Origin of the sequence: Streptomyces sp. NPDC048255 (assembly GCF_040652415.1) — a bacterium.
Taxonomy (GTDB): domain Bacteria; phylum Actinomycetota; class Actinomycetes; order Streptomycetales; family Streptomycetaceae; genus Streptomyces.
The window spans coordinates 146,745-166,050 of record NZ_JBEZMA010000003.1 but is presented as its reverse complement, the minus strand read 5'-3'; the positions used below and the strand labels follow the sequence as shown (position 1 = coordinate 166,050).

15 protein-coding genes are annotated in these 19,306 nt (G+C 74.2%); 5 read left to right on the top strand and 10 right to left on the bottom strand.

Annotated elements, in window-relative coordinates:
* Position 1: 1 nt before the first annotated feature.
* From AB0D94_RS04635 to AB0D94_RS04620, 4 genes are all read left to right on the top strand, one after another.
* Positions 2 to 1,165 carry an ALF repeat-containing protein gene (locus AB0D94_RS04635; protein ID WP_362045392.1) on the top strand — a complete coding sequence of 388 codons (1,164 nt, stop codon included), beginning with the start codon at positions 2 to 4 and terminating at the stop codon, positions 1,163 to 1,165.
* A gap of 165 nt (positions 1,166 to 1,330) precedes the next feature.
* A complete protein-coding gene (gene ettA / locus AB0D94_RS04630; RefSeq protein ID WP_362045389.1) occupies positions 1,331 to 2,995 on the top strand; it encodes an energy-dependent translational throttle protein EttA in 1,665 nt (554 codons plus the stop codon).
* Positions 2,996 to 3,005: 10 nt separating this feature from the next.
* Entirely contained in the window at positions 3,006 to 3,461 is a 456-nt protein-coding gene (locus AB0D94_RS04625; RefSeq protein ID WP_362045386.1) for a thioesterase family protein, read from the top strand.
* Complete coding sequence (locus AB0D94_RS04620; protein WP_362045383.1) at positions 3,458 to 4,201, top strand: hypothetical protein; 744 nt, start codon at positions 3,458 to 3,460, stop codon at positions 4,199 to 4,201. The genes AB0D94_RS04625 and AB0D94_RS04620 overlap by 4 nt, the downstream gene beginning before the upstream one ends.
* A gap of 93 nt (positions 4,202 to 4,294) precedes the next feature.
* Here the strand turns inward: AB0D94_RS04620 and AB0D94_RS04615 are convergent, their stop codons facing one another.
* Positions 4,295 to 4,699, bottom strand: coding sequence for a globin (locus AB0D94_RS04615; RefSeq protein ID WP_362045380.1), 405 nt, complete (start codon positions 4,697 to 4,699; stop codon positions 4,295 to 4,297).
* A gap of 102 nt (positions 4,700 to 4,801) precedes the next feature.
* Between AB0D94_RS04615 and AB0D94_RS04610 the strand changes: the two genes are divergently transcribed.
* Positions 4,802 to 5,791, top strand: a complete 990-nt coding sequence (locus tag AB0D94_RS04610) for a methyltransferase domain-containing protein (protein ID WP_362045377.1) — start codon at positions 4,802 to 4,804, stop codon at positions 5,789 to 5,791.
* Position 5,792: 1 nt separating this feature from the next.
* Here the strand turns inward: AB0D94_RS04610 and AB0D94_RS04605 are convergent, their stop codons facing one another.
* From AB0D94_RS04605 to AB0D94_RS04565, 9 genes are all read right to left on the bottom strand, one after another.
* Positions 5,793 to 6,791, bottom strand: a complete 999-nt coding sequence (locus tag AB0D94_RS04605; protein WP_362045788.1) for an FHA domain-containing protein — start codon at positions 6,789 to 6,791, stop codon at positions 5,793 to 5,795.
* A gap of 47 nt (positions 6,792 to 6,838) precedes the next feature.
* Positions 6,839 to 8,164, bottom strand: a complete 1,326-nt coding sequence (locus AB0D94_RS04600; protein WP_362045374.1) for a VWA domain-containing protein — start codon at positions 8,162 to 8,164, stop codon at positions 6,839 to 6,841.
* A gap of 222 nt (positions 8,165 to 8,386) precedes the next feature.
* A complete protein-coding gene (locus AB0D94_RS04595; protein WP_362045371.1) occupies positions 8,387 to 9,946 on the bottom strand; it encodes a protein phosphatase 2C domain-containing protein in 1,560 nt (519 codons plus the stop codon).
* A gap of 3 nt (positions 9,947 to 9,949) precedes the next feature.
* Positions 9,950 to 12,877 (bottom strand): tetratricopeptide repeat protein, encoded by a 2,928-nt coding sequence (locus AB0D94_RS04590; RefSeq protein ID WP_362045368.1) that lies wholly within the window; start codon positions 12,875 to 12,877, stop codon positions 9,950 to 9,952.
* Complete coding sequence (locus AB0D94_RS04585) at positions 12,874 to 14,121, bottom strand: hypothetical protein (RefSeq protein ID WP_362045365.1); 1,248 nt, start codon at positions 14,119 to 14,121, stop codon at positions 12,874 to 12,876. The genes AB0D94_RS04590 and AB0D94_RS04585 overlap by 4 nt, the downstream gene beginning before the upstream one ends.
* 152 nt (positions 14,122 to 14,273) lie before the next feature.
* The gene (locus AB0D94_RS04580; RefSeq protein ID WP_362045785.1) at positions 14,274 to 15,215 is read right to left on the bottom strand and encodes a glutamate ABC transporter substrate-binding protein; all 942 of its coding nucleotides are present in this window, start codon (positions 15,213 to 15,215) and stop codon (positions 14,274 to 14,276) included.
* A 242-nt stretch (positions 15,216 to 15,457) separates the two neighbouring features.
* Positions 15,458 to 16,750, bottom strand: coding sequence for a hypothetical protein (locus tag AB0D94_RS04575; protein WP_362045782.1), 1,293 nt, complete (start codon positions 16,748 to 16,750; stop codon positions 15,458 to 15,460).
* A 294-nt stretch (positions 16,751 to 17,044) separates the two neighbouring features.
* Entirely contained in the window at positions 17,045 to 18,046 is a 1,002-nt protein-coding gene (locus tag AB0D94_RS04570; protein WP_362045362.1) for a BadF/BadG/BcrA/BcrD ATPase family protein, read from the bottom strand.
* On the bottom strand, positions 18,037 to 19,305 hold the full coding sequence (locus AB0D94_RS04565) for a 6-phospho-beta-glucosidase (RefSeq protein ID WP_362045359.1): 1,269 nt from the start codon (positions 19,303 to 19,305) through the stop codon (positions 18,037 to 18,039). Before AB0D94_RS04565 ends, AB0D94_RS04570 begins: the two co-directional genes overlap by 10 nt.
* Position 19,306 lies beyond the last annotated feature (1 nt).

Below are 19,306 nucleotides of genomic sequence, written 5' to 3'. Positions count from 1 at the left end.
TGTGAAGTTGTCCCGGATCGCCGCGGTGGTCACCGCTGCCGCCATTGCTCCGGCCGTTCTGCTCGCCTCGCCGGCCTTCGCCGACGACCACGCCTCGGCTGCCGGTCTGCCTTCCTCGCCCACGGCTCCTGACCAGGGCCCGGCCGAGGCCGACAAGCAGGCGGACCCGGCTCCGGCCGCGAAGGCTGCCGAGAAGGCTGCCGAGAAGCCCGCCGAGAAGGCGGCCGACAAGCCGGCGGACAAGTCCGCGGCGAAGCCCGCCGACGGCGGCGACCAGGCCGAAGACGACCGGGTCGCGCTGGCGCTCATCGCCGAGGCGGAGAAGGGATCGGGCGTCGGCAGGGCGGCCGATGCCCTGCTGACTCGCGGCGCCTCCCCGGCCGAGATGCGCCAGTTCCTGGAGGTGACCCAGCACAAGCTGCGAGACACCGACAACCGGGTCCGTATCTTCCAGATCCTCGGCCAGGGCAAGCCCGGGCGTGCGCTGACGGAGGCCGCCATCGCCGCGCTGACCGGTACCCCTGAGGACCGTGTCGCGTTCCTGAAGACCGGCCAGTACAAGGCCCGGGCCTCCGACGACCGCGTCGAGATCGCCCGGCTGGCGAACGGCGCCGGCCCGATCCTGACCGAGGAGATCGACAGGCTCTTCAACGGCAACCCGACCCCGGCCGAGCTGCGCCACTTCCTGGAGGTGGGCCAGCACGAGCTGCGGGACGAGGACAACTACCTCAGCATCTCCAAGCTCATCAACGCCGGCGGCGCCGAGGTGAAGGCCGCGGGCAAGGCCGCCCTCAAGGGCACCGCGCAGGACCGCGTCGACTTCCTCAAGACGGGCCAGCACGAGGCCCGTGCCAAGGACAAGGCCGCCGAGGACGCCGGAAAGTCCGGCACGGGTACGGGTACCGGCACGGGTACGGGCACGGGCACCAGCACCGGTAGCGGGGTCCAGCCCGCCGTCGCCACGGGCACCGGCACCACGGGTACCACCAGCACCACGGTCACCACCGGCAACGGCAGCGTCACCGCGTACGGCGGCGGCTCGCTGGCCTCCACGGGCGCCGGTTCCGACACCGCGCTGGCCGCGGGCGGCGCCGGAGCCGCGCTCGTCGCCGGCGCCGGCCTGGTGCTCGCGACGCGCATGCGCCGGTCGGGCTCGCAGGCCTGAGCGGCCCTGCACCGCACGCCGTGAGGGGGGTGTCGCCCAAGGGCGGCACCCCCTTCGCACTGCCCTTCCCCGGGGCCCCAGGACCATATGGGTTTCCCCCGGGGGATGGACGTACGGCAAGATGGGGTGTATCTGCCCACCCATCGATCTGCCGGACGGTTTCTCTTGGCTGAGTTCATCTACACCATGCGCAAGACGCGCAAGGCGCACGGCGACAAGGTGATTCTTGATGACGTCACCCTGAACTTCCTGCCCGGCGCGAAGATCGGTGTGGTCGGCCCGAACGGTGCCGGTAAGTCCACCGTTCTGAAGATCATGGCGGGCCTGGAGCAGCCGTCCAACGGCGACGCCTTCCTGTCGCCCGGCTTCACCGTCGGCATCCTCATGCAGGAGCCCAAGCTCGACGAGTCGAAGACCGTCCTGGAGAACGTCCAGGACGGCGCCGCCGAGACCATGAAGAAGCTCAAGCGCTTCAACGAGGTCGCCGAGCTGATGGGCGTCGAGTACACCGACGCCCTCATGGACGAGATGGGCAAGCTCCAGGACGACCTGGACCACTCCAACGCCTGGGACCTCGACGCCCAGCTGGAGCAGGCCATGGACGCCCTGGGCTGCCCGCCCGGCGACTGGCCCGTCACCAACCTCTCCGGTGGCGAGAAGCGCCGCGTCGCGCTCTGCAAGCTGCTGATCGAGGCCCCGGACCTGCTCCTCCTCGACGAGCCCACCAACCACCTCGACGCCGAGTCGGTGAACTGGCTCGAGCAGCACCTGTCGCAGTACAAGGGCGCCGTCGTGGCCGTCACCCACGACCGCTACTTCCTGAACAACGTCGCCGAGTGGATCCTCGAGCTCGACCGCGGCCGTGCCCACCCGTACGAGGGCAACTACTCCACGTACCTGGAGAAGAAGGCCACCCGTCTCAAGGTCGAGGGCCGCAAGGACGAGAAGCGCCAGAAGCGCCTCAAGGAAGAGCTGGAGTGGGTGCGGTCCAACGCCAAGGGGCGTCAGACCAAGTCCAAGGCCCGTCTGGCCCGCTACGAGGAGATGGCGGCCGAGGCGGACAAGATGCGGAAGCTGGACTTCGAGGAGATCCAGATCCCGCCGGGCCCGCGCCTGGGCTCCATCGTCGTCGAGGTCAACAACCTCTCGAAGGCCTTCGGCGACAAGGTGCTGATCGACGACCTGTCCTTCACCCTCCCGCGGAACGGCATCGTGGGCATCATCGGCCCGAACGGCGCCGGCAAGACCACGCTGTTCAAGATGATCCAGGGCCTGGAGACGCCGGACTCCGGCGCCATCAAGGTCGGCGAGACCGTCAAGATCAGCTACGTCGACCAGTCCCGCGCCAACATCGACCCCAAGAAGACCCTCTGGGCGGTCGTGTCGGACGAGCTGGACTACATCAACGTCGGCCAGGTCGAGATGCCGTCCCGCGCGTACGTCAGCGCCTTCGGCTTCAAGGGCCCGGACCAGCAGAAGCCGGCCGGAGTCCTCTCCGGTGGTGAGCGCAACCGCCTCAACCTGGCCCTGACGCTCAAGGAGGGCGGCAACCTGCTGCTCCTCGACGAGCCCACCAACGACCTCGACGTCGAGACGCTCTCCTCCCTGGAGAACGCCCTGCTCGAGTTCCCCGGTGCGGCCGTGGTCATCTCCCACGACCGCTGGTTCCTCGACCGGGTCGCCACGCACATCCTCGCGTACGAGGGTGAGTCCAAGTGGTACTGGTTCGAGGGCAACTTCGAGTCCTACGAGAAGAACAAGGTCGAGCGCCTCGGTGCGGACGCCACCCGCCCGCACCGTGCCACCTACAAGAAGCTCACCCGAGGCTGAGGCCGGAAAAATGGCCAGACACCACTACCGGTGCCCCCTGCGCTGGGCGGACATGGACGCCTTCGGGCACGTCAACAACGTCGTCTTCCTCCGCTATCTGGAGGAGGCGCGGATCGACTTCATGTTCCGCCTCGCGCCGGGGGAGGGCAGCGAGTCCTTCACCGGCGGCTCCGTCGTGGCCCGCCACGAGATCGACTACAAGCTGCCCCTCGTCCACCGGCACGAGCCGGTCCTCATCGAGTCCTGGGTGACCCGGATAGGCGCCGCCTCCCTGACCATCCGCTACGAGGTCAAGGACGAGGCGACCGAGGACGCGCCCGAGACGGTCTACGTGCGTGCCGAGACCGTGGTCGTCCCGTACAACCTCGCCGAGGGGCGGCCCCGCCGCATCACGGCCGAGGAGAGGCTCTTCCTGGAGGAGTACCTCGACCAGCCCAAGGCCCGCGAAGGGCGCCTCGCGGCATGACCGGAGCGCTGCATTTCGCCGACTCGGGGGAGGCCGCGGACCTCGCGGCCTTCCTGGGCCGGCTGGTGCACTACGACCGGGCCGCCGCGGTCCGCCTGCAGGCGGCACCTGCCCTGCCGGACGCCGTGGGGCAGGGCGGCGGCGCGCTCGCGGTCTTCGGGCGGCCGCCGTCCTTCGAGGTGCTGGCCATCCGTACGGTGCGGCTCGCCGTGCCCGTCGGCACGCCGCTGGACGTGACCGTCTCCGCGGGCGAACTGCTGGAGTCCGTCGACGAGGCCGCGGCCGGAGCGGTCGTACCCGGGCCGGTCACCGGACCGCCCTGGGCCGGGCTGCTCCCGCCCCGCGGCGGCTGGCGGCAGCTGCCCGGGCTGCCCGGCCCGGAGGAGATGCGGACGGCCGTGGCGGAGGCCGTGGCCGAGTTCCGGGCCCGCGACGAGGCCCTGCCCGCGCAGCACCGGACCCGCTCCGAGCGCGACCGCATCGGCCGCGAGATCTGGTCCCGGACGCTGGGCGACACCGAACTCCCGCTGCGCGCCGTGCACGCCGCGCAGTCCCTGGGCTTCCTGCGGCCGATCCGGTCCGCCGTCCACGCCGGAGCGGCCGGCAGCGGCGCCCCCGCCCCCGTCGCGCTGCTCGCCGCGGGGACCTGGCTGCGCCTGCGGACCCCGTACGGTTCCATCGCCACCCGCAGCCCCGGCAGCACCAGCGGCCTGGGCGCCTTCCAGGTCCGCCCGGTCTGATCCCGCCCGGTCCGAGTCCGGCTGGTCCGACCCCGCCCGGTCTGATCCCGCCCCGGTCCGACTCCGCCCGGTCCGAGCCCGGCGACGCGTCGGCTAGCCCGTTGTGTTGATCATCGACGCGGCCGCGTACGTCAGGTACTTCCACAGCTGCGCCTCGTGCTCCGGCGCCAGGCCCAGCTCGTCCACGGCCACCCGCATGTGCTTCAGCCAGGCGTCGTGCGCCGCCGCGTCCACCTGGAACGGGGCGTGCCGCATCCGCAGCCGCGGGTGCCCGCGGTGCTCGCTGTAGGTGGTGGGCCCGCCCCAGTACTGGATCAGGAACAGCGTGAACCGCTCCTCGGCCGGACCGAGGTCCTCCTCCGGGTACATCGGGCGCAGCAGCGGGTCTTCCGCGACCCCCTGGTAGAAGCGCCGGACGAGGCGGCGGAAGGTCTCCTCGCCGCCGACCTGCTCGTAGAAGGTCTGCTCCTGAAGTGTGCCCCGCGGAATCTCATTCACCCGACCATCGTCTCAGACACCCGGACGGAGTACCCAGGTCCTAGGACCGGTCCGCGGCGGTGCGCGGTAGCCCGCGGGGGCCGCCCGCAGGACAGTGGAGACATGGGCGCTCACACCCCACGCATCGAGGTCCGGGACCTGCGCGAGACCGCGCACGCCGCCCAGGTGCGGGAACTGACGGCCGCCGGGGTCCTGGAAGACCCCGCCTGGCGGGCCGCCTTCGCGGCCGTGCCCCGGCACGTCTTCGTCCCCTACTTCTGGACCGGCCGCGGCGCCGGCCACGAACGGCTCTGGGCCGAGGACCCCGACCCCGAGCAGCGGGCCCGCTGGCTGCGCGGGGTCTACACCGACACCCCCCTCGCGACGCGGCTGCGCGACGGGGAGCTGCTCTCCTCCAGCAGCCAGCCGTCGCTGATGGCGAAGATGCTGACGGCCCTCGACGTGCGCGACGGCGACAACGTACTGGAGATCGGCGCGGGCACCGGCTACAACGCCGCTCTGCTCTGCCACCGGCTCGGCGACGACCTGGTCACCACCGTGGACCTGGAGGAGGAGATCACCGAGTCGGCGCGGGCCCACCTGGCCCAGGCCGGCTTCCACCCGGCCGTGGTCACCGGCGACGGCGCGCGCGGCTGCCCCTCGCGGGCCCCCTTCGACCGGATCATGGTGACCTGCACGCTGCCGCTGATCCCGCGGGCCTGGCTCGGCCAGTGCCGTCCCGGGGCGCGGATCCTGGCCCCGCTGTCGACCGGGCTGATCGCGCTCACGGTCCGGGACCCGGACTTCGCGGAGGGCCGCTTCCTGCACACCTCGGCGTACTTCGTCCCGCTGCGCGGGGCCAACGCCGGGGCGCCGCTCGCGGAGTCCTGGGCGATGCACGCGATCCCGTACGAGCTGGTGGAGAACGAGCGCTTCCAGTTCATGCTCGTGCTGACCGCCGGGGTGCTGCACCCCCGCGAGGCCCTGGACCTCTGGCGGCGCGAGGACCGCCCGGCGCGCGAGCGCTTCGGGGTCACGGTCAGCGCCGAGGGCCAGTGGTCCTGGCTGGACGATCCCCAGGGGCCCTACGTGTGGCCCCTGGGGGAAGGGTGAGTCAGCCGCGGCGGACGGTGATCGTGGTCCAGGCGCCGACGTGGACGCGGTCGCCGTCGGCGAGGGGGACCGGGACGTAGGGCTGGATCGGCTCCTCGCCGCCGTTGATGGTGGTGCCGTTGGTGGAGTTCTGGTCCACCACCGCCCAGCTCATATCCGGCTGCTGGACCAGGACCGCGTGCTGGTGGGAGACGCCCGGGTCCTCCGGGGGCACCGACAGGTCGATGTCCGGGGACTCGCCCGTGGAGGCGCGGCGGCGGCCGATGGTGATCTGGCCGCCGGAGAGCGGAAGGTGCTGCTCCGGGGAGTACGCGGGCAGGTTGAGGCCTGCCGCCTCGGGGCCGCTGCGCTGCATCATCGCCATGAAGTACGAGCGGTCCGGGCCGATCGTCGCGGTCCAGCTCCCGCCCTGGGGCGGGAAGGGCTGGTACTGCTGCTGGTACTCCGGCTGCTGGTACTCCTGCTGCGGCGGGGGCTGCTGCTGGTACTGGGGCTGCGGAGCCTGCTGGTACTCCGCCTGCTGAGGCTGCTGCGACTGCGGCGGCGCCTGCTGAGGCTGCTGCGAGGGCGGCGGCAGCAGCCAGTCGTCCTCGCGCTGGAGCGGCTCGGCCGGCCGGTTGACCCGGGACGGCCGCGAGCCCTGGTACTCGAAGTGGTCCTGGGAGTACCCCCCCGGAGCCGGCACGGGCGGCGGAGGGGGCGGGGGAGGCGTGGCGCCGGATCCCTGAGGGCCCGCCTCGGGGGCGGCCTGGGCGTACGGGGTCGGCGTACGCGTCAGGAAGTTGTACCGGCACTCCTCGCAGAACGGGGCCATGGCCTCGCGCGGGGTCCGGCACTGCGGGCAGAGTTCGGCCTGGGCGGTGGCGTCACCGGGGACGGGGGGATAGCCGTAGCCGTACGAGGGCGCCGCGGGGGTGCCCTCGGACGCGGCCATGCGGTGGCCGCACACCTCGCACCAGTCGTCGGACGCGGACTGGTGCCCGTTCGGGCAGGTCGGCATGGCGGCGCTTCCCCCTTCTTCTCCCTGCGTCATGGCGTCAGGTCTTCTCAGGTCTTCTTCACTCGGACGGTCTGCGTCGAACGCGTTTCAAGAGTCATCTCGTCGGCATCGGCGACCTTCGCTTTCAGCCGCACAGTACCGTTCACCGCGTCGACGACATCCACCACCTTCGCGAGCAGTTTCGCTGTGTCGGAGTTCCCGGAGGCGCTCGCCAGCTGCACGGCGCGCCCCAGTTTGGCGGTGGCGCCGTCCACATCACCCAGTTTGCGGGCTTCCAGCCCCTGTTGGATAGCCTGCGCGAGCTCCGCCTGCCCGGTGTAGTGGGCGACGTGCGGGTTGATGGCGGTGGAGGCGGCCAGATCGTTCGTCCACACCGCGCGCACCAGGCCCTGGGCGAGGGGCGTCGGCGGCTCGCCCGCCGGCCCCGGCAGGACGAGGGTGGCGCGGGCGGCGAGCATCTCCTGGCCGACGGCCGCGTTCGGGACGCGGACGCACACGTGGTACTCGCGGGACTCGTCGCCCCACGACCCCGTCGGGTAGTCGCCCGCGCGCGGCCCCGCCTCGACGCGGCGGGCGGTCAGGTCCTGGACCGTGGGCGCGACCTGCTTGACGTACTGGATCTCCACGCCGACCGGGGTCCACAGGCGCAGCGCGACGTCCGCGACCTCCTTGCCCATGACGTTCTCCATCATGCGCGTGAAGTCCTCGGCCAGGTGCGCCGGGTCGGCCACGATGTTGGCGGAGCCGAGCAGCGCGTCCGCGATGCCCGTCACCTCCTTGACCTCCCAGTCGGTGCCCACCCCGCGGGCGTCGCAGGTGAAGCGCCCGGCGCAGGCGTCGAGGGTGGCGCGGAGCACGGCCGGGTCCTCGTGCTCGTTGCGGCCGTCGGTGAGCAGGATGCCGTGCCGGATGGCGGCGGGGGACTGGCGCAGCAGGCCGTCGGTGAGGCGCAGCCAGGTCCCGATGGCGGTGCCGCCGCCGGAGCTGAGGCCGCGCAGGGCCTCCTTGGCCTGGGCCCGGGTGACGGGGTCGGCGACGGCGAGGCGGCCCTGGCCCGGGTACACCTCCTTGGCCACGTGCGTACCGGCGATCACGGCGAAGGAGGTGCCGTCGCGCAGGGTGTCGACGGCCGCGGCCGTGGCCTCGCGGGCGCCGCGCATCTTGTCCGGCGGGTACTCCATGGACCCGGAGCAGTCGACCATGATCACGACGGCTGCCGGGCCCTGGGCCGCCACCGCCCGGGTGGCGGTGGCGCCACCGGTGGAGGTGACCGTGACGATCGCGTGGACGTCCCGCCCGCCCTCGGGGAGGAACTCGTTCTGGTACACCTCCACGCTGAAGCGCGGGGCGCTCGGCTTGGCGAAGTTCGCCATCGGTTGGGCTCCTTGGGGTCTCTGGTCGATCGGGCTGGACGCGAGCGGTGTCTGGTGCCGTGGATCACGAGGCCGGGCAGGGAGCCGACGCGGAGCACCGGCGACCGGCGGGGGACGGGGCGGGGACGCGGCGGGGCGCGGTGCCGGGCACCGCCCGGGCCCGGCCTGATCGGCACGGCACCTCCTACGGCTCGGGCAGCGACCGGGCACCGGGCAGGCGGGTCAGGCCTGGGGGCGCGGCTCCGGTTCCGAGGCCGGCCCGGGCTCCGCTACCGCTTCCGGCTGCGGGGCCGGGCCCGGCTCCGGGAGCGCGGCGAACGGCACGACGGCCACGGTGACGTTGTCGTGGCCGCCGCCGTCGAGGGCGTGTCCCACAAGGACCTGCGCGCTGTGCAGGGGCCGGGTGGCGGCGTCCGCGGGGAGCACCTGGGCCATCTCCCGGGCGGACTCGGCGTAGTTCCACAGGCCGTCGGTGCAGACCACGACCACACCGGGGTGGTCCGGCTTGAAGGTGGCCGTGTGCGGTTCGAGGTCGTACGCGTCCGCCCCCAGCCAGCCCGTGATCGCGTGCGCGCGGACGTCCGCGTAGGCCTCGGCCTCGCCCATCAGACCGGCGGCGACCATCTGCGCGGCCCAGGAGTCGTCCTCGGTGAGGCGGCGCGGCAGCGCGGCCCGGTCGTCGGGGACCCAGTAGGCGCGGCTGTCGCCCACCCAGCCGATGGTCAGCAGGCCGCCGCTGACGACGGCGCCGACCAGGGTGCAGGCGGGGGCGTTCTGCGCGCCCGGGGTCTCCGGGGCCAGGGCGTTCACGGCGGCGGCGGCCGCCAGGATCGCCTCGTGCATGGCCTCCTGGGGGTGGGCGCCGCGGGGGAGCGCGTCGAGCAGCGCCTCGTTGGCGGCGCCGGCCGCGGCGGCAGAGGCCTCGTCGGGGCGGCTCGCGGACGAGACGCCGTCGCAGACGATGGCCACGGTGGCGGCGCTGCCGTCGGGCAGGGCGGTGGCGGCCACGGCGAAGGAGTCCTCGTTGCGGTGGTGGCGCAGCCCCCGGTCGCTGACGGCGGCGACGCTGCCGAGCGCCTCCTCGACGTGGTCCCGCTCCCGGGGCTGGGCGTGCCCGCAGTGCTCGCAGTACCCGTCGGTGTCGACCCGACCGGACCGGCAGGCCACACAGGTCTTGCCGCCCTCGGCGGCACCCTGCGGCTCCGCGGCGGCCGCCTCGGCGCCGGGCTGGTCCGCGCCGGGCTGCGCCGCGCCGGGCTGGTCCGCGCCCGGCTGGGGAGCGCCGTCGCCGGCGCCGTGCGGGGCCTCGCCGTGCGGGGCCTCGCCGTGCGGGGTCCCGGGCCCCGCCGCGTACGGCTCCTCGGGCGATCCCCACGGGGTGCCCTCCGGCGGCGTACCGGCGGAGGCCCGCAGGTCGTACCGCGCCTCGGGCCCGTCCGCCGCGCCCTGCGGCCCGGCGCCGTACGGGGCTTCGGCCACGGGCCAGGGCGCGCCGCCCTGCGGAGGCGTCGCGGCCGCGGCCGCGCTCTGCTCCTCCGGGCTCGCGGACCAGCCGCCCGCGTCACCGACCAGCGTCGGGGCCGCGCCGGTGACGCTGCCCCACCCGGGGGCGGGCCCCGGCGCGGGTTCCGGCGCGGTCGCGGCCGCGGGACGGCCCGCGGAGGCGGCCGGGCGAGCCGGAGGGGCGGCGGAGACCGCGTAGCCGCAGACACCGCAGAAACGGTCCCCCTCTTCGAGGGGTTCCGCGCAGCTGGGGCAGCCCGACAGCCGATGCATCGACATCAATCACACCCACGTCCGGGGACGGAAACGGTTTGCCCGCTCCACCAGTTCGATCCTCTCCTCGCCCCGCTGTGCCAGCCGTGCGAGAAGGCGGTACGAGCGCTCCAGGCCGAAGCGCAGGCCCCGCTCGTCCAGTTGACTGCCGAGCAGCGTGGTCCGGCCGGAGTCGGAACCCCGGCTACCCGACAGTACCCAGTCCAGGGCCGAGCCCAGAACTTCCGCCGCCAGCCGTTCCTGCCGCTCCGGGTCCAGCCCGAACCGCCGCAGTGCCTCCACCTGGTCGGAGGCGGCGGCCAGATCGGGCAGCAGCGCTTCGTGCGGAGACCGGTCGCGCAGACGTGCGCGTACGGAGGCCACCCGTGCGGCGGTGTAGTGGATCGACGCCTCCGGTACGGACTCCAGCGTGCGCACGGCCGCGGCCCGGTCACCGGCGGCCAGTTGGACCCGGGCCAGCCCGAAGGCCGCGCTCACGAATCCCGGGTCGGTGATCCAGACCAGCCGGTAGTACTCGGCGGCGTTGTCCAGCTGGCCCAGCACCTCCGCGCACAGCGCGAGGGCCAGCTTCGGCGCGGGCTCGCCCGGGAAGGCGTCGTAGATCGCGTCGAAGGACAGGGCCGCGATCTCGTTCTCCCCGGTGGCCAGCGAGGCGATCCCGCGGGCCCACACCACCCGCCAGTCGTCCGGATGCCGGGCCTCCAGCGCCGCCAGGGTGGCCCCGGCCTCGGGCAGTTCGCCCAGCTCCAGCCGGGCCCGCAGCTCCCGCAGCCGCAGTTCCGCCGAGTCGGCGGGCGCCGCGCCCAGCGCGCCGAGCAGGTCGGCCGGAGCGGAGGACAGCAGGCCGGTCAGGAAACCGGCGTTGGGGTCGCCCGCGTCCACCAGCGGCACGGGCAGGGCCAGTGCGGTGTCGCGCGCGTCGAGCGATCTCGCTCTCGCGGAGGGCGGCGGAAGCAGCGGTACGGGGGCGGCGCCCCTGGCTGCGGCCGAGGGACCCTGGGGCACGGGCGGCGCCGGCCGGGGCCCGGGCACGGGCGCACCCGCCACATGCGTGGCGGTGGTGCCGAGCGGCCCTGGCGTGCCGCTCGGCGGGGTGCCGCCTGCCGGGGGGTGCGCCCACGCACCCTCCCCGCCCGCCGGAGCCGACGGCCAGGCCCGCGCCCCGGGCGCACCGCCCGCGCCGTCGGGACCGGGCACCGCACCCGCACCGCTCGCGGCGCCCGCGTCGGGCACCGAACCTGCGCCGGGTACCGGTACCTGTACCGGCGCCGCAACGGCCGCCCCGCCGGGCACCTGCACCGGACCCGCGCCGGCCCGGGCGGAGCCGCCGCGGCCCAGGGCACCGAACAGGCCGCCCCGCCGGGCGGAGCCCGCCGTACCGCTCCGGTAGCCGAGCCGGGAGACCAACGCGCCCTCGGCGCCCTCGCCCTCGGCGAACAGCCGGGTGTCCGGAACCCGGAGCTCCGGCCCGAAGAGCGTCGACAGCTGCGGCCGCGGGCGGCCCGTCTGCAGCGCGACCACCTCCCGCAGCACGCCCGTCAGCTGGTCCGCCATCTCCTGCGCGGACGCGAAACGCCGCCCCGGGTCCGGGTCCGTCGCCCGGACGAGCAGCCGGTAGAAGGACTCGTACCGCCCGAACACCTCGATGTGCTCCGGGTCCGGCAGCGAATCCACGAAGACGTTGGTGTAGCCCTGGAAGTCGAAGGTCAGCACGGCCAGCGTCCGCGCCACCGTGTACAGGTCGGAGGCGACCGACGGGCCCAGCTCCGCGACCTCGGGGGCCTGATAGCCCACCGTGCCGTAGATGGCCGACTCCTCGTCGTCCATGCGCCGCACCGCACCCATGTCGATCAGCTTCAGCTGGTCCTGCTGCTGGATCGCGTTGTCGACCTTGAAGTCGCAGTACAGGAGGTTCCTGCTGTGCAGGTGGCCCAGCGCCTCCAGCGCCTCGATGCCGTACGCGCAGGCCTGCTCCACCGGCAGCGGATCGCGGCGGCCGTCGGGCCGGCGCCGCTCGTTCGCGATCTCCTTCAGCGATTTGCCGCCCACGTACTCCATGACGATGTACCCGTCCAGCGAACCCGTCCGCTGGTCCAGGTGCTCCACGAAGTTGTAGATCCGCACGATGTTGGAGTGCTCGATCTCCGCGAGGAAGCGCCGCTCCGATATCGCGGCCTCCATCGCGTCCTGGTCGCCGGTGTCCAGCAGGCCCTTGAGCACCACCCACCGGTCGGAGACCGCCCGGTCCACCGCCAGGTACACCCAGCCGAGGCCGCCGTGCGCCAGGCAGCCGGCCACCTCGTACTGGCCGTGCACCACGTCACCCGCGCGCAGCTTGGGCACGAAGGAGTACGGGTGGCCGCACTTGGTGCAGAAGCCCTCCGTGCGGCCCGGCCGCTCCCCGCGGGCCCGGCCCACCGGAGCCCCGCAGTCCGAGCGCGAGCAGAACCGCTTGCGCTCGGGCACCTCCGGGTTCTCCAGCACCCCCGCCGACGGATCGGGCCGCGGCACCTCCGGCACGTTGACCAGCCCGGCGCCCAGCCGGCTGCGCCCCGAGGCCGCGGCCCCCGAGCCCGAACTGCGCACCGACACCGACCGGGTGGACGCGGCCCCCGACAGCGAGCGCGACAGCCGCCCCGACACCGAACGCCGGGAGGACGAGGACCGCGACGACCGAGACGCCCGCGCCGAGGCCGAGGAACGTGCGGACCCGTGCGAACCCTGCGAGCCCATCGAGCCGCGGGACCCGCCGGAGCCCAGGGCCCCCCGCGCCGCGCTGGTCATCCCCGTCGGCGGGGACACCAGCTCCTCGGCACCGGCCGCGACCGAGCCGATCGGCGCCAGCCCGCAGGTGTCGCAGTACAGCTCGCCGCCGCCCATGTCCTCGTACGCCCCCGGGCAGCCGGGGCGAACGCACGCCGTTCCGATCAGGCTCATGCGCCCTCCTTTCCGGGAGTCCCCGTGCCCTGCAACGCCTCTGCCGCCGCCTGCTGGTAGCGCAGGACGGCCTGCTCGGCGACGCGCAGGTCACAGGGCGCGCTCCACAGCATCCGACGGGCCGTGTCGTACCGCTCGATCAGCAGCGGGTCCTCCGCCATTCCGTGCCGGGCCACCTTCGCCTTGTACGCGTCCAGCCGCCCGCGCAGTTCGGCCCGTACCGCCAGCGGCGCCGTCACCGCTGTCAACGATTCACGGGCCCTGCGCAGTTCCTCCTCCGCCCGCTCCTCCAAGGAGTCCAGCAGCGGCGAGAGCCGGTGCCACCGCGCGTGGCGCCGGTGCTCGGCCGCCGCCGCGAGCTGTTCCTGGAGGACCGTCGGCGGACCGCTCACGGCCGGCACCTCCGACGCCGCGATCTTCGCCAGGACCTCGACGCGCGCCGTCCGCGCCTCCGCCAGGGTCCGGTCGGCCCGCGAGAGCACGTCCCGCAGGCTGATCAGCCGCTGCTCGGCGTCCTGCCGAACGGTCAGCACCGCCTCGACCTCCCGGCGTACGTCCTCCAGCGCGAGCGCGGCCCGGTCGTAGCGCCCGGTGTCCGGACGGCCGCCGCCGGGAGCCGAACTCCCGGCCACCGGCAGCCAGAACGCCAGCGGGTCCTCGATCACCCGCGCCCGAAGCTCGGTCAGCTCGGCCGTGATGGCCTCCAGGTCGTCGCCCGAGGGGTGCTCGCCCGGGCGCACCCCCACCGAGTGGGCCAGATTGCGGGTGCGGTGCAGTTCGGCGGCGAGCAGGTCGATCCGGGCGGGCAGCGCCGTCCACACCGCGTCGGCGGCGACCACCACGTCCAGCGAGCCCGCGTACAGCTCGTTCATCCTGGCCACCAGCTCGGCGAGCGAGAGCCGCTCCGCGAGGGCCGCGCCCTCCACGCCCGCCCCGGCGATGAGCACTCCGGGCCCGCGCAGCCGCTCGGTCAGCTCGACCAGGTCCTCGCGGTTCGGCCAGCGGCGCCGCTCCCGGATCTTGCGGGCAGCGGTCAGCGCCCCGCTGTAGGCGTCGAAGTACGTCCACAGCCGGGTGACGGCCGCGTCGGCGGCCGCCCAGCGCTCCTTCGTGACCCCGGTCAGGGCGGCTCCCTCCAGCAGCCGGCGCCCGGCGTGGTCCTGGAGGGCGAGCAGCGAGGTCTCGACCGCCTCGTGCTCCGCGCCGAGCCGCGCCAGCGCGCGGTCGACGTCGTCCCGGTCCATCACTGCCGACCACGCCTCCAAAGAATGGGCCTCCGCTCGCGTCACCCCGCCCGATCCCGCTCCCGATCTCGCACCCGTACCAGGTCCCGTGCCCGTACCAGGTCCCGGCCCCGCACCCGGTCCCGCGGCCGCGTCCCCTTCCGCCACCGGGCTCAGCCCTCCCGGTACTTGGGCGCGGGCGGCGCGGTCACGCCGGGCAGCACGGGCTCCAGGTGCTTGCGGTACGCCTTCATCCACGGGCTCTCAGGGCCGCCCGCGCGGTAGTTCTCCAGGACCTTGTTGACCCGGCGGACCAGGTCGCCCGCGTCCTTGTTCATCGCCACCCCGTAGAACTCCTGGGTGAACGGGGAGCCCACCAGCCGCACCGAGGGGTCCTGGGCGGCCTGGCCGGCGGCGAGCGCGTTGTCCGTGATGATGCCGTCCACCTCGCCCAGCTGGAGCCGGACCAGGCAGTCCAGCTGGTTGGGCACGCTGACCGACACCGCACCGTAGGACTGCGACCTGAGCGCCGCCTCCGCCGTGGAGCCGGCCGCGGTGCAGATCCGGCGGTCCTTCAGCGAGCCGTCGTACCCGGTGATCGGTGACATCTTGGGCACGAGCACCTGCTGCCCGGCCTCGAAGTACGCCGTGGAGAAGGCCACGTCCTCCAGCCGCTTGCAGTTGATCGTCATGGTGCGCACGACGATGTCCACCCGGCCCTCCTGGAGCGCCGGGACGCGCTGGCTGGTGGGGATGGCCCGGTAGATCACCGCGTTCTCGTCGCCCAGGATGTCCTTGGCTATGGCCTTGACCAGATCGATGTCGAAGCCGTCGAGGCGGCCCTCGGCGGACTGGTTGCGGTAGCCCCAGCGGAAGCTGTTCTGGTCCACGCCCGCGACCAGCTTGCCCGCCGCCTTGATCCGGGCGATGGTCGCGCCGTCGACATCGGACGGACGCAGGCTGGCCTCCGGGTCCTGGCAGGTGTCCGCCGGCGCGGCCGGGGCCACGGCCTGCGAGAGGGGCTGGTGGCCGGCCCCCGCACGGCCGGACTCCGGCGCGGCCTGGGCCAGCGGCAGCAGCACGGCCGCGGCCGTCACCGCGCAGGCGGCGGCCATCGCACTGACCCCGCCCCAGCCGCGCAGCCGGCCCCTGAGCCGCCGCAGCCCGCCGACGGTGCCCGCCGCGACAGCCGCCCCGGCAGGTCCGGCCGCCTCGCCCGCCCCGCCCCCGGCAGGTCCGCCCGCGGGCACGTCCGGGCCGCCGGGACGGCCGGAGCCGGAGCCGTGGCCGCCCTGCCCCGCGCGGCCCGCGTAGCCCTCGTAGCCCTCGGAGACCCTCACTCGTTTCCGCATCGCTGTCACCTGTACTCCGAAAGCCTGCGCCCGATGCCGAGCAGCGCCGCCGCCGCGCCGACGACCGCCAGGGCCGCCGCACCCGTCACCAGACCGCCCAGCGCACCCAGTCCGCCCCGGGCCGCCCGGGTGAACTCCCGCTGTTCGTGGGCCACCGCCCGCTCCAGGGAGGCGTCGACCGTGTCGAAGGCGGCCCCGCTGCTCTCCTTGTGCTGCTCGTCCCCGATGACCTGGGTCAGTGCGGCCTCGTAGTCCCCCTTCAGGTCGGACTCCCGGGCCGCCGCGTGCCGCTGCTTCCACTGCTTCACGCCGTCCACCGCCTGCGTCACCGGTGTCCTGCCGGCCGCGTCGTCCGCCAGCCGCAGGGCCGTCGCCAGCCCGGTCTCCAACTGCTCCAGGTTGTTCGTGAAGTCCGTGTCGTACTTGTCGGACTTGGTGTCCTCCGTCAGTACGGCGCCCCGCGCGACCAGCGTCAGGTTCTCCCCGGCCCGCGCCTGGAGGGAGGCGATCCGCGCGTCGTTGAGCACCTTCAGGGACTCCTGCCCGTCGGAGCGGGCTTCACTCAGGCCCGACCGCGCGACCGTGTGCCCCACGGCCAGCCACAGCAGCACCACCACCGACGCGGCCGTCGCCGCCACCAGCCCGTGGTTGAAGACCCGGTTCGTACGGAGGTAGTTGCGCCGCTGCGCCCAGCCCAGGGCGGCCAGCGCGAGCAGGCCCGTGCCGATCGAGGCCAGCGGCCAGGACCGGGCGTCGTCGTAGTCGGTGTAGAGCCGGCCGGTCTCCGCCTCGTACAGCCGCTGCGCGGCGGGCAGCAGTTGCGTGGTCATCTGCTCGTTGGCGTACCGGAGATAGGCCCCGCCCAGCGGCAGGCCTTGCCGGTTGGTGGCGCGGGCCTGCTCGATCAGGCCGGTGTAGCGGGGCAACTGCTCGCTCAGCAGGGCGATCTGCTTGCGGGAGTCCTCATCGGCCCTGGTGTTGGCGGCCGCGTTCACCAGCAGTTTGGAGGCGTTGGCGATATCGGCCTCGTACCGCTGGCGGACCTCGCGCGTCTCCTGGGCGCCGGCCAGGAACCCGCTGGAGGAGGCGGTGTCGGCGTCCGCGAGGGAGCGGTAGATGCTCGCCGCGTCCGCGCTCAGCGGCTGGCTGCGGCCCACGACGTCGTCGGCGGCCGTGGCCCGGCCGGAGATCTCCCAGACGGTCACCGACCCGAACAGCACGACCAGGGCGGCCAGTACGGCCCCGATGATCCGCAGCCGGCCGGGCTCGGTCGTCGCCGCCTCGCGCAGCTGTTGCACGCCCTCGGACCAGGCGGTGCCCCGTCCGGGCAGCCCGTCGGGCGGCGGACCCGGCGGCCCGGCGGGCGGCACGGGAACGCTGCTGCCGGGCGCGGGCGCGCGTGATGTGATCGCCACCGTGACCTCCCCCTCGGTCTCATGCTCCGCAGCAGTATGGCCGCATTGACGGTCGACCACAGCACCCGGTGCCCGAACACGGGCGATCCACCCCCACGGGCGCCCCCGTCACCCCTTCACCGTCAATACGCCCCTGCGCCCGCCACGGTTCCAGACACGCCGCCCCGAGGGGCGGGTTCACCCGAAATGGGCACGCAGTTTTCCGTGCGCCGCCGGCGGGGAGCCGAGGGCGTCCAGGCCCAGCAGCCCCGCGCCGAGCACCGGCGGCGCGGAGACCACCTCCACCCGGGCGTACGGCGCCCGTTCGGCCAGCAGCTCCTCGATCCGCCCGTTGAGCCGCGGATGCCGGGCGGTGAGCACGCTCCCGCCCAGCAGTACGGGCGCCTCCTCACCCAGCAGGTCCAGGCGCGCCAGCGCCACCGCCGCCAGGGCCACCACCTCGTCCGCCTGCCGTGCCACGATCGCCGCCGCCACCGGATCGCCCGCCGCGGCCACCGCGAACAGCACCGGCACCAGCTCGTGGGTCCGCCGCCGCTCCAGCGCACCCAGGTGCAGCGCCTCGATCAGCCCGTACATGGAAGCCAGCCCGAAGTGCCCCGGCAGCGCGGCCGCCAGCTCCGTCGGACCGCCGCGCCCGTCCTCGGCCCGCGCCGCCCACCACAGCGCCTCCGCCGCCAGGCCGCTCCCGCCGCCCCAGTCGCCGGAGACCTTCCCGAGCGCCGGGAAGCGGGCCGTGCGCCCGTCGGGCAGCATCCCCACGCAGTTGATGCCCGCCCCGCACACCACGGCCACCCCGCGGGGCTCGTTCACCCCGGCCCGCAGGATCGCGAAGGTGTCGTTGCGGACCTCGGTGGCCGCGCCCCAGCCGCGCGCGCGGATCGCGTCCGCGAGCCGCTGCTCCTCCACCGGCAGGTCGGCGTTGGCCAGACAGGCCGAGACCCGGCCGGCGTACGGGGACCCGGGCCGCGGCCCGGGCAGGCCCGCGGCCTCCACGGCCTCGGCGACGGCCCGCCCGACCACGTCCAGGGCCGGCTCGATGCCGGTCAGCGGCGGCTGGAACCCCCCGGCCCGGCCGGTGCCCAGCACGCTGCCGTCCGCCGCGATCAGCGCCACGTCCGTCTTGCTGTTGCCCGCGTCCACGGCGAGGACGGCCGGGGTGACGGGCCGGCTCACGCCCATGCCAGGTGCTCCTTGTTGTGCGCGAGCAGCCGGTCCGTCAGCCCCTCGGCGAGGGCGGACTGCCCGACCAGCGGGTGCGCGAGCAGGGCCTTGAAGACCCGGTCGCGGCCGCCCCGCAGCGCCGCGTCCAGGGCGAGGTCCTCGTACGCCGTCACGTGCGAGACCAGCCCGGCGTACAGCGGGTCCAGCCGGGGCGCCGCCAGCGGCACCGGCCCGGAGCCGCCGCCGACCCGCGCCTGCACCTCGATGACCGCGTCGTCGGGGAGGAACGGCAGGGTGCCGTTGTTGTACGTGTTGACCACCTGCACGGCGGAGCCGCCGTCGCCCAGCAGCGCCGCGGCCAGGTCCACGGCCGCCTCCGAGTAGAAGGCCCCGCCGCGCTTCGCCAGCAGCGCGGGCTTCTCGTCCAGCGCGGGATCCCCGTACAGGGCGAGCAGTTCCTTCTCCATCGCGGCGACCTCGGCGGCCCGCGAGGGCTTCGACTCGAGCTCGCGCACCACCTCGTCGTGCGCGTAGAAGTAGCGCAGGTAGTAGGAGGGGACGACGCCGAGGCGGTCCAGTACCGCTCTCGGCAGGTGCAGGTCCCCGGCGATCGTGTCCCCGTGCGCGGACAGCAGCCGCGGCAGCAGGTCCTCGCCGTCCGGGCCGCCCCGGCGCACGCCCAGCTCCCAGGTGAGGTGGTTGAGCCCCACGTGGTCCAGGTGGATGTCGCCGGGCGCGAGGTCCAGCAGGGCCGCGAACTTGCGCTGGAAGCCGATGGCCACGTTGCACAGGCCGACCGCCTTGTGCCCGGCCTGGAGCAGGGCCCGGGTGACGATCCCGACCGGGTTGGTGAAGTCGATGATCCAGGCCCGCGGGCTGGCCCGGCGGACCCGCTCGGCGATGTCGAGGACCACCGGCACGGTGCGCAGCGCCTTGGCGAGCCCGCCCGCGCCCGTGGTCTCCTGCCCGACGCAGCCGCACTCCAGCGGCCAGGTCTCGTCCTGGAGCCGCGCGGCCTGTCCGCCGACGCGCAGCTGGATCAGTACGGCGTCGGCGCCCTCGACCCCGGCGTCGAGGTCCGGAGTGGTGGTGATCAGGCCCGGGTGCCCCTGCCGGGCGAAGATCCGCCGGGCGAGTGCGCCGATCAGCTCCAGCCGGTCGGCGGCGGGGTCGATGAGCACCAGTTCGCCGATCGGGAGGGTGTCGCGCAGCCGTGCGAAGCCGTCGATCAGCTCGGGGGTGTAGGTGGAACCGCCGCCCACCACTGCGAGTTTCATG

Excerpts from the sequence above, each read along its gene's own strand:
- AB0D94_RS04625 (WP_362045386.1), top strand. The coding sequence starts at position 3,006 with ATGGCCAGACACCACTACCGGTGCCCCCTGCGCTGGGCGGACATGGAC.
- AB0D94_RS04620 (WP_362045383.1), top strand. The coding sequence starts at position 3,458 with ATGACCGGAGCGCTGCATTTCGCCGACTCGGGGGAGGCCGCGGACCTC.
- AB0D94_RS04610 (WP_362045377.1), top strand. The coding sequence starts at position 4,802 with ATGGGCGCTCACACCCCACGCATCGAGGTCCGGGACCTGCGCGAGACC.
- AB0D94_RS04605 (WP_362045788.1), bottom strand. The coding sequence starts at position 6,791 with ATGCCGACCTGCCCGAACGGGCACCAGTCCGCGTCCGACGACTGGTGC.
- AB0D94_RS04600 (WP_362045374.1), bottom strand. The coding sequence starts at position 8,164 with ATGGCGAACTTCGCCAAGCCGAGCGCCCCGCGCTTCAGCGTGGAGGTG.
- AB0D94_RS04595 (WP_362045371.1), bottom strand. The coding sequence starts at position 9,946 with ATGTCGATGCATCGGCTGTCGGGCTGCCCCAGCTGCGCGGAACCCCTC.
- AB0D94_RS04590 (WP_362045368.1), bottom strand. The coding sequence starts at position 12,877 with ATGAGCCTGATCGGAACGGCGTGCGTTCGCCCCGGCTGCCCGGGGGCG.
- AB0D94_RS04585 (WP_362045365.1), bottom strand. The coding sequence starts at position 14,121 with ATGGACCGGGACGACGTCGACCGCGCGCTGGCGCGGCTCGGCGCGGAG.
- AB0D94_RS04580 (WP_362045785.1), bottom strand. The coding sequence starts at position 15,215 with ATGGCCGCCGCCTGCGCGGTGACGGCCGCGGCCGTGCTGCTGCCGCTG.
- AB0D94_RS04570 (WP_362045362.1), bottom strand. The coding sequence starts at position 18,046 with ATGGGCGTGAGCCGGCCCGTCACCCCGGCCGTCCTCGCCGTGGACGCG.
- AB0D94_RS04565 (WP_362045359.1), bottom strand. The coding sequence starts at position 19,305 with ATGAAACTCGCAGTGGTGGGCGGCGGTTCCACCTACACCCCCGAGCTG.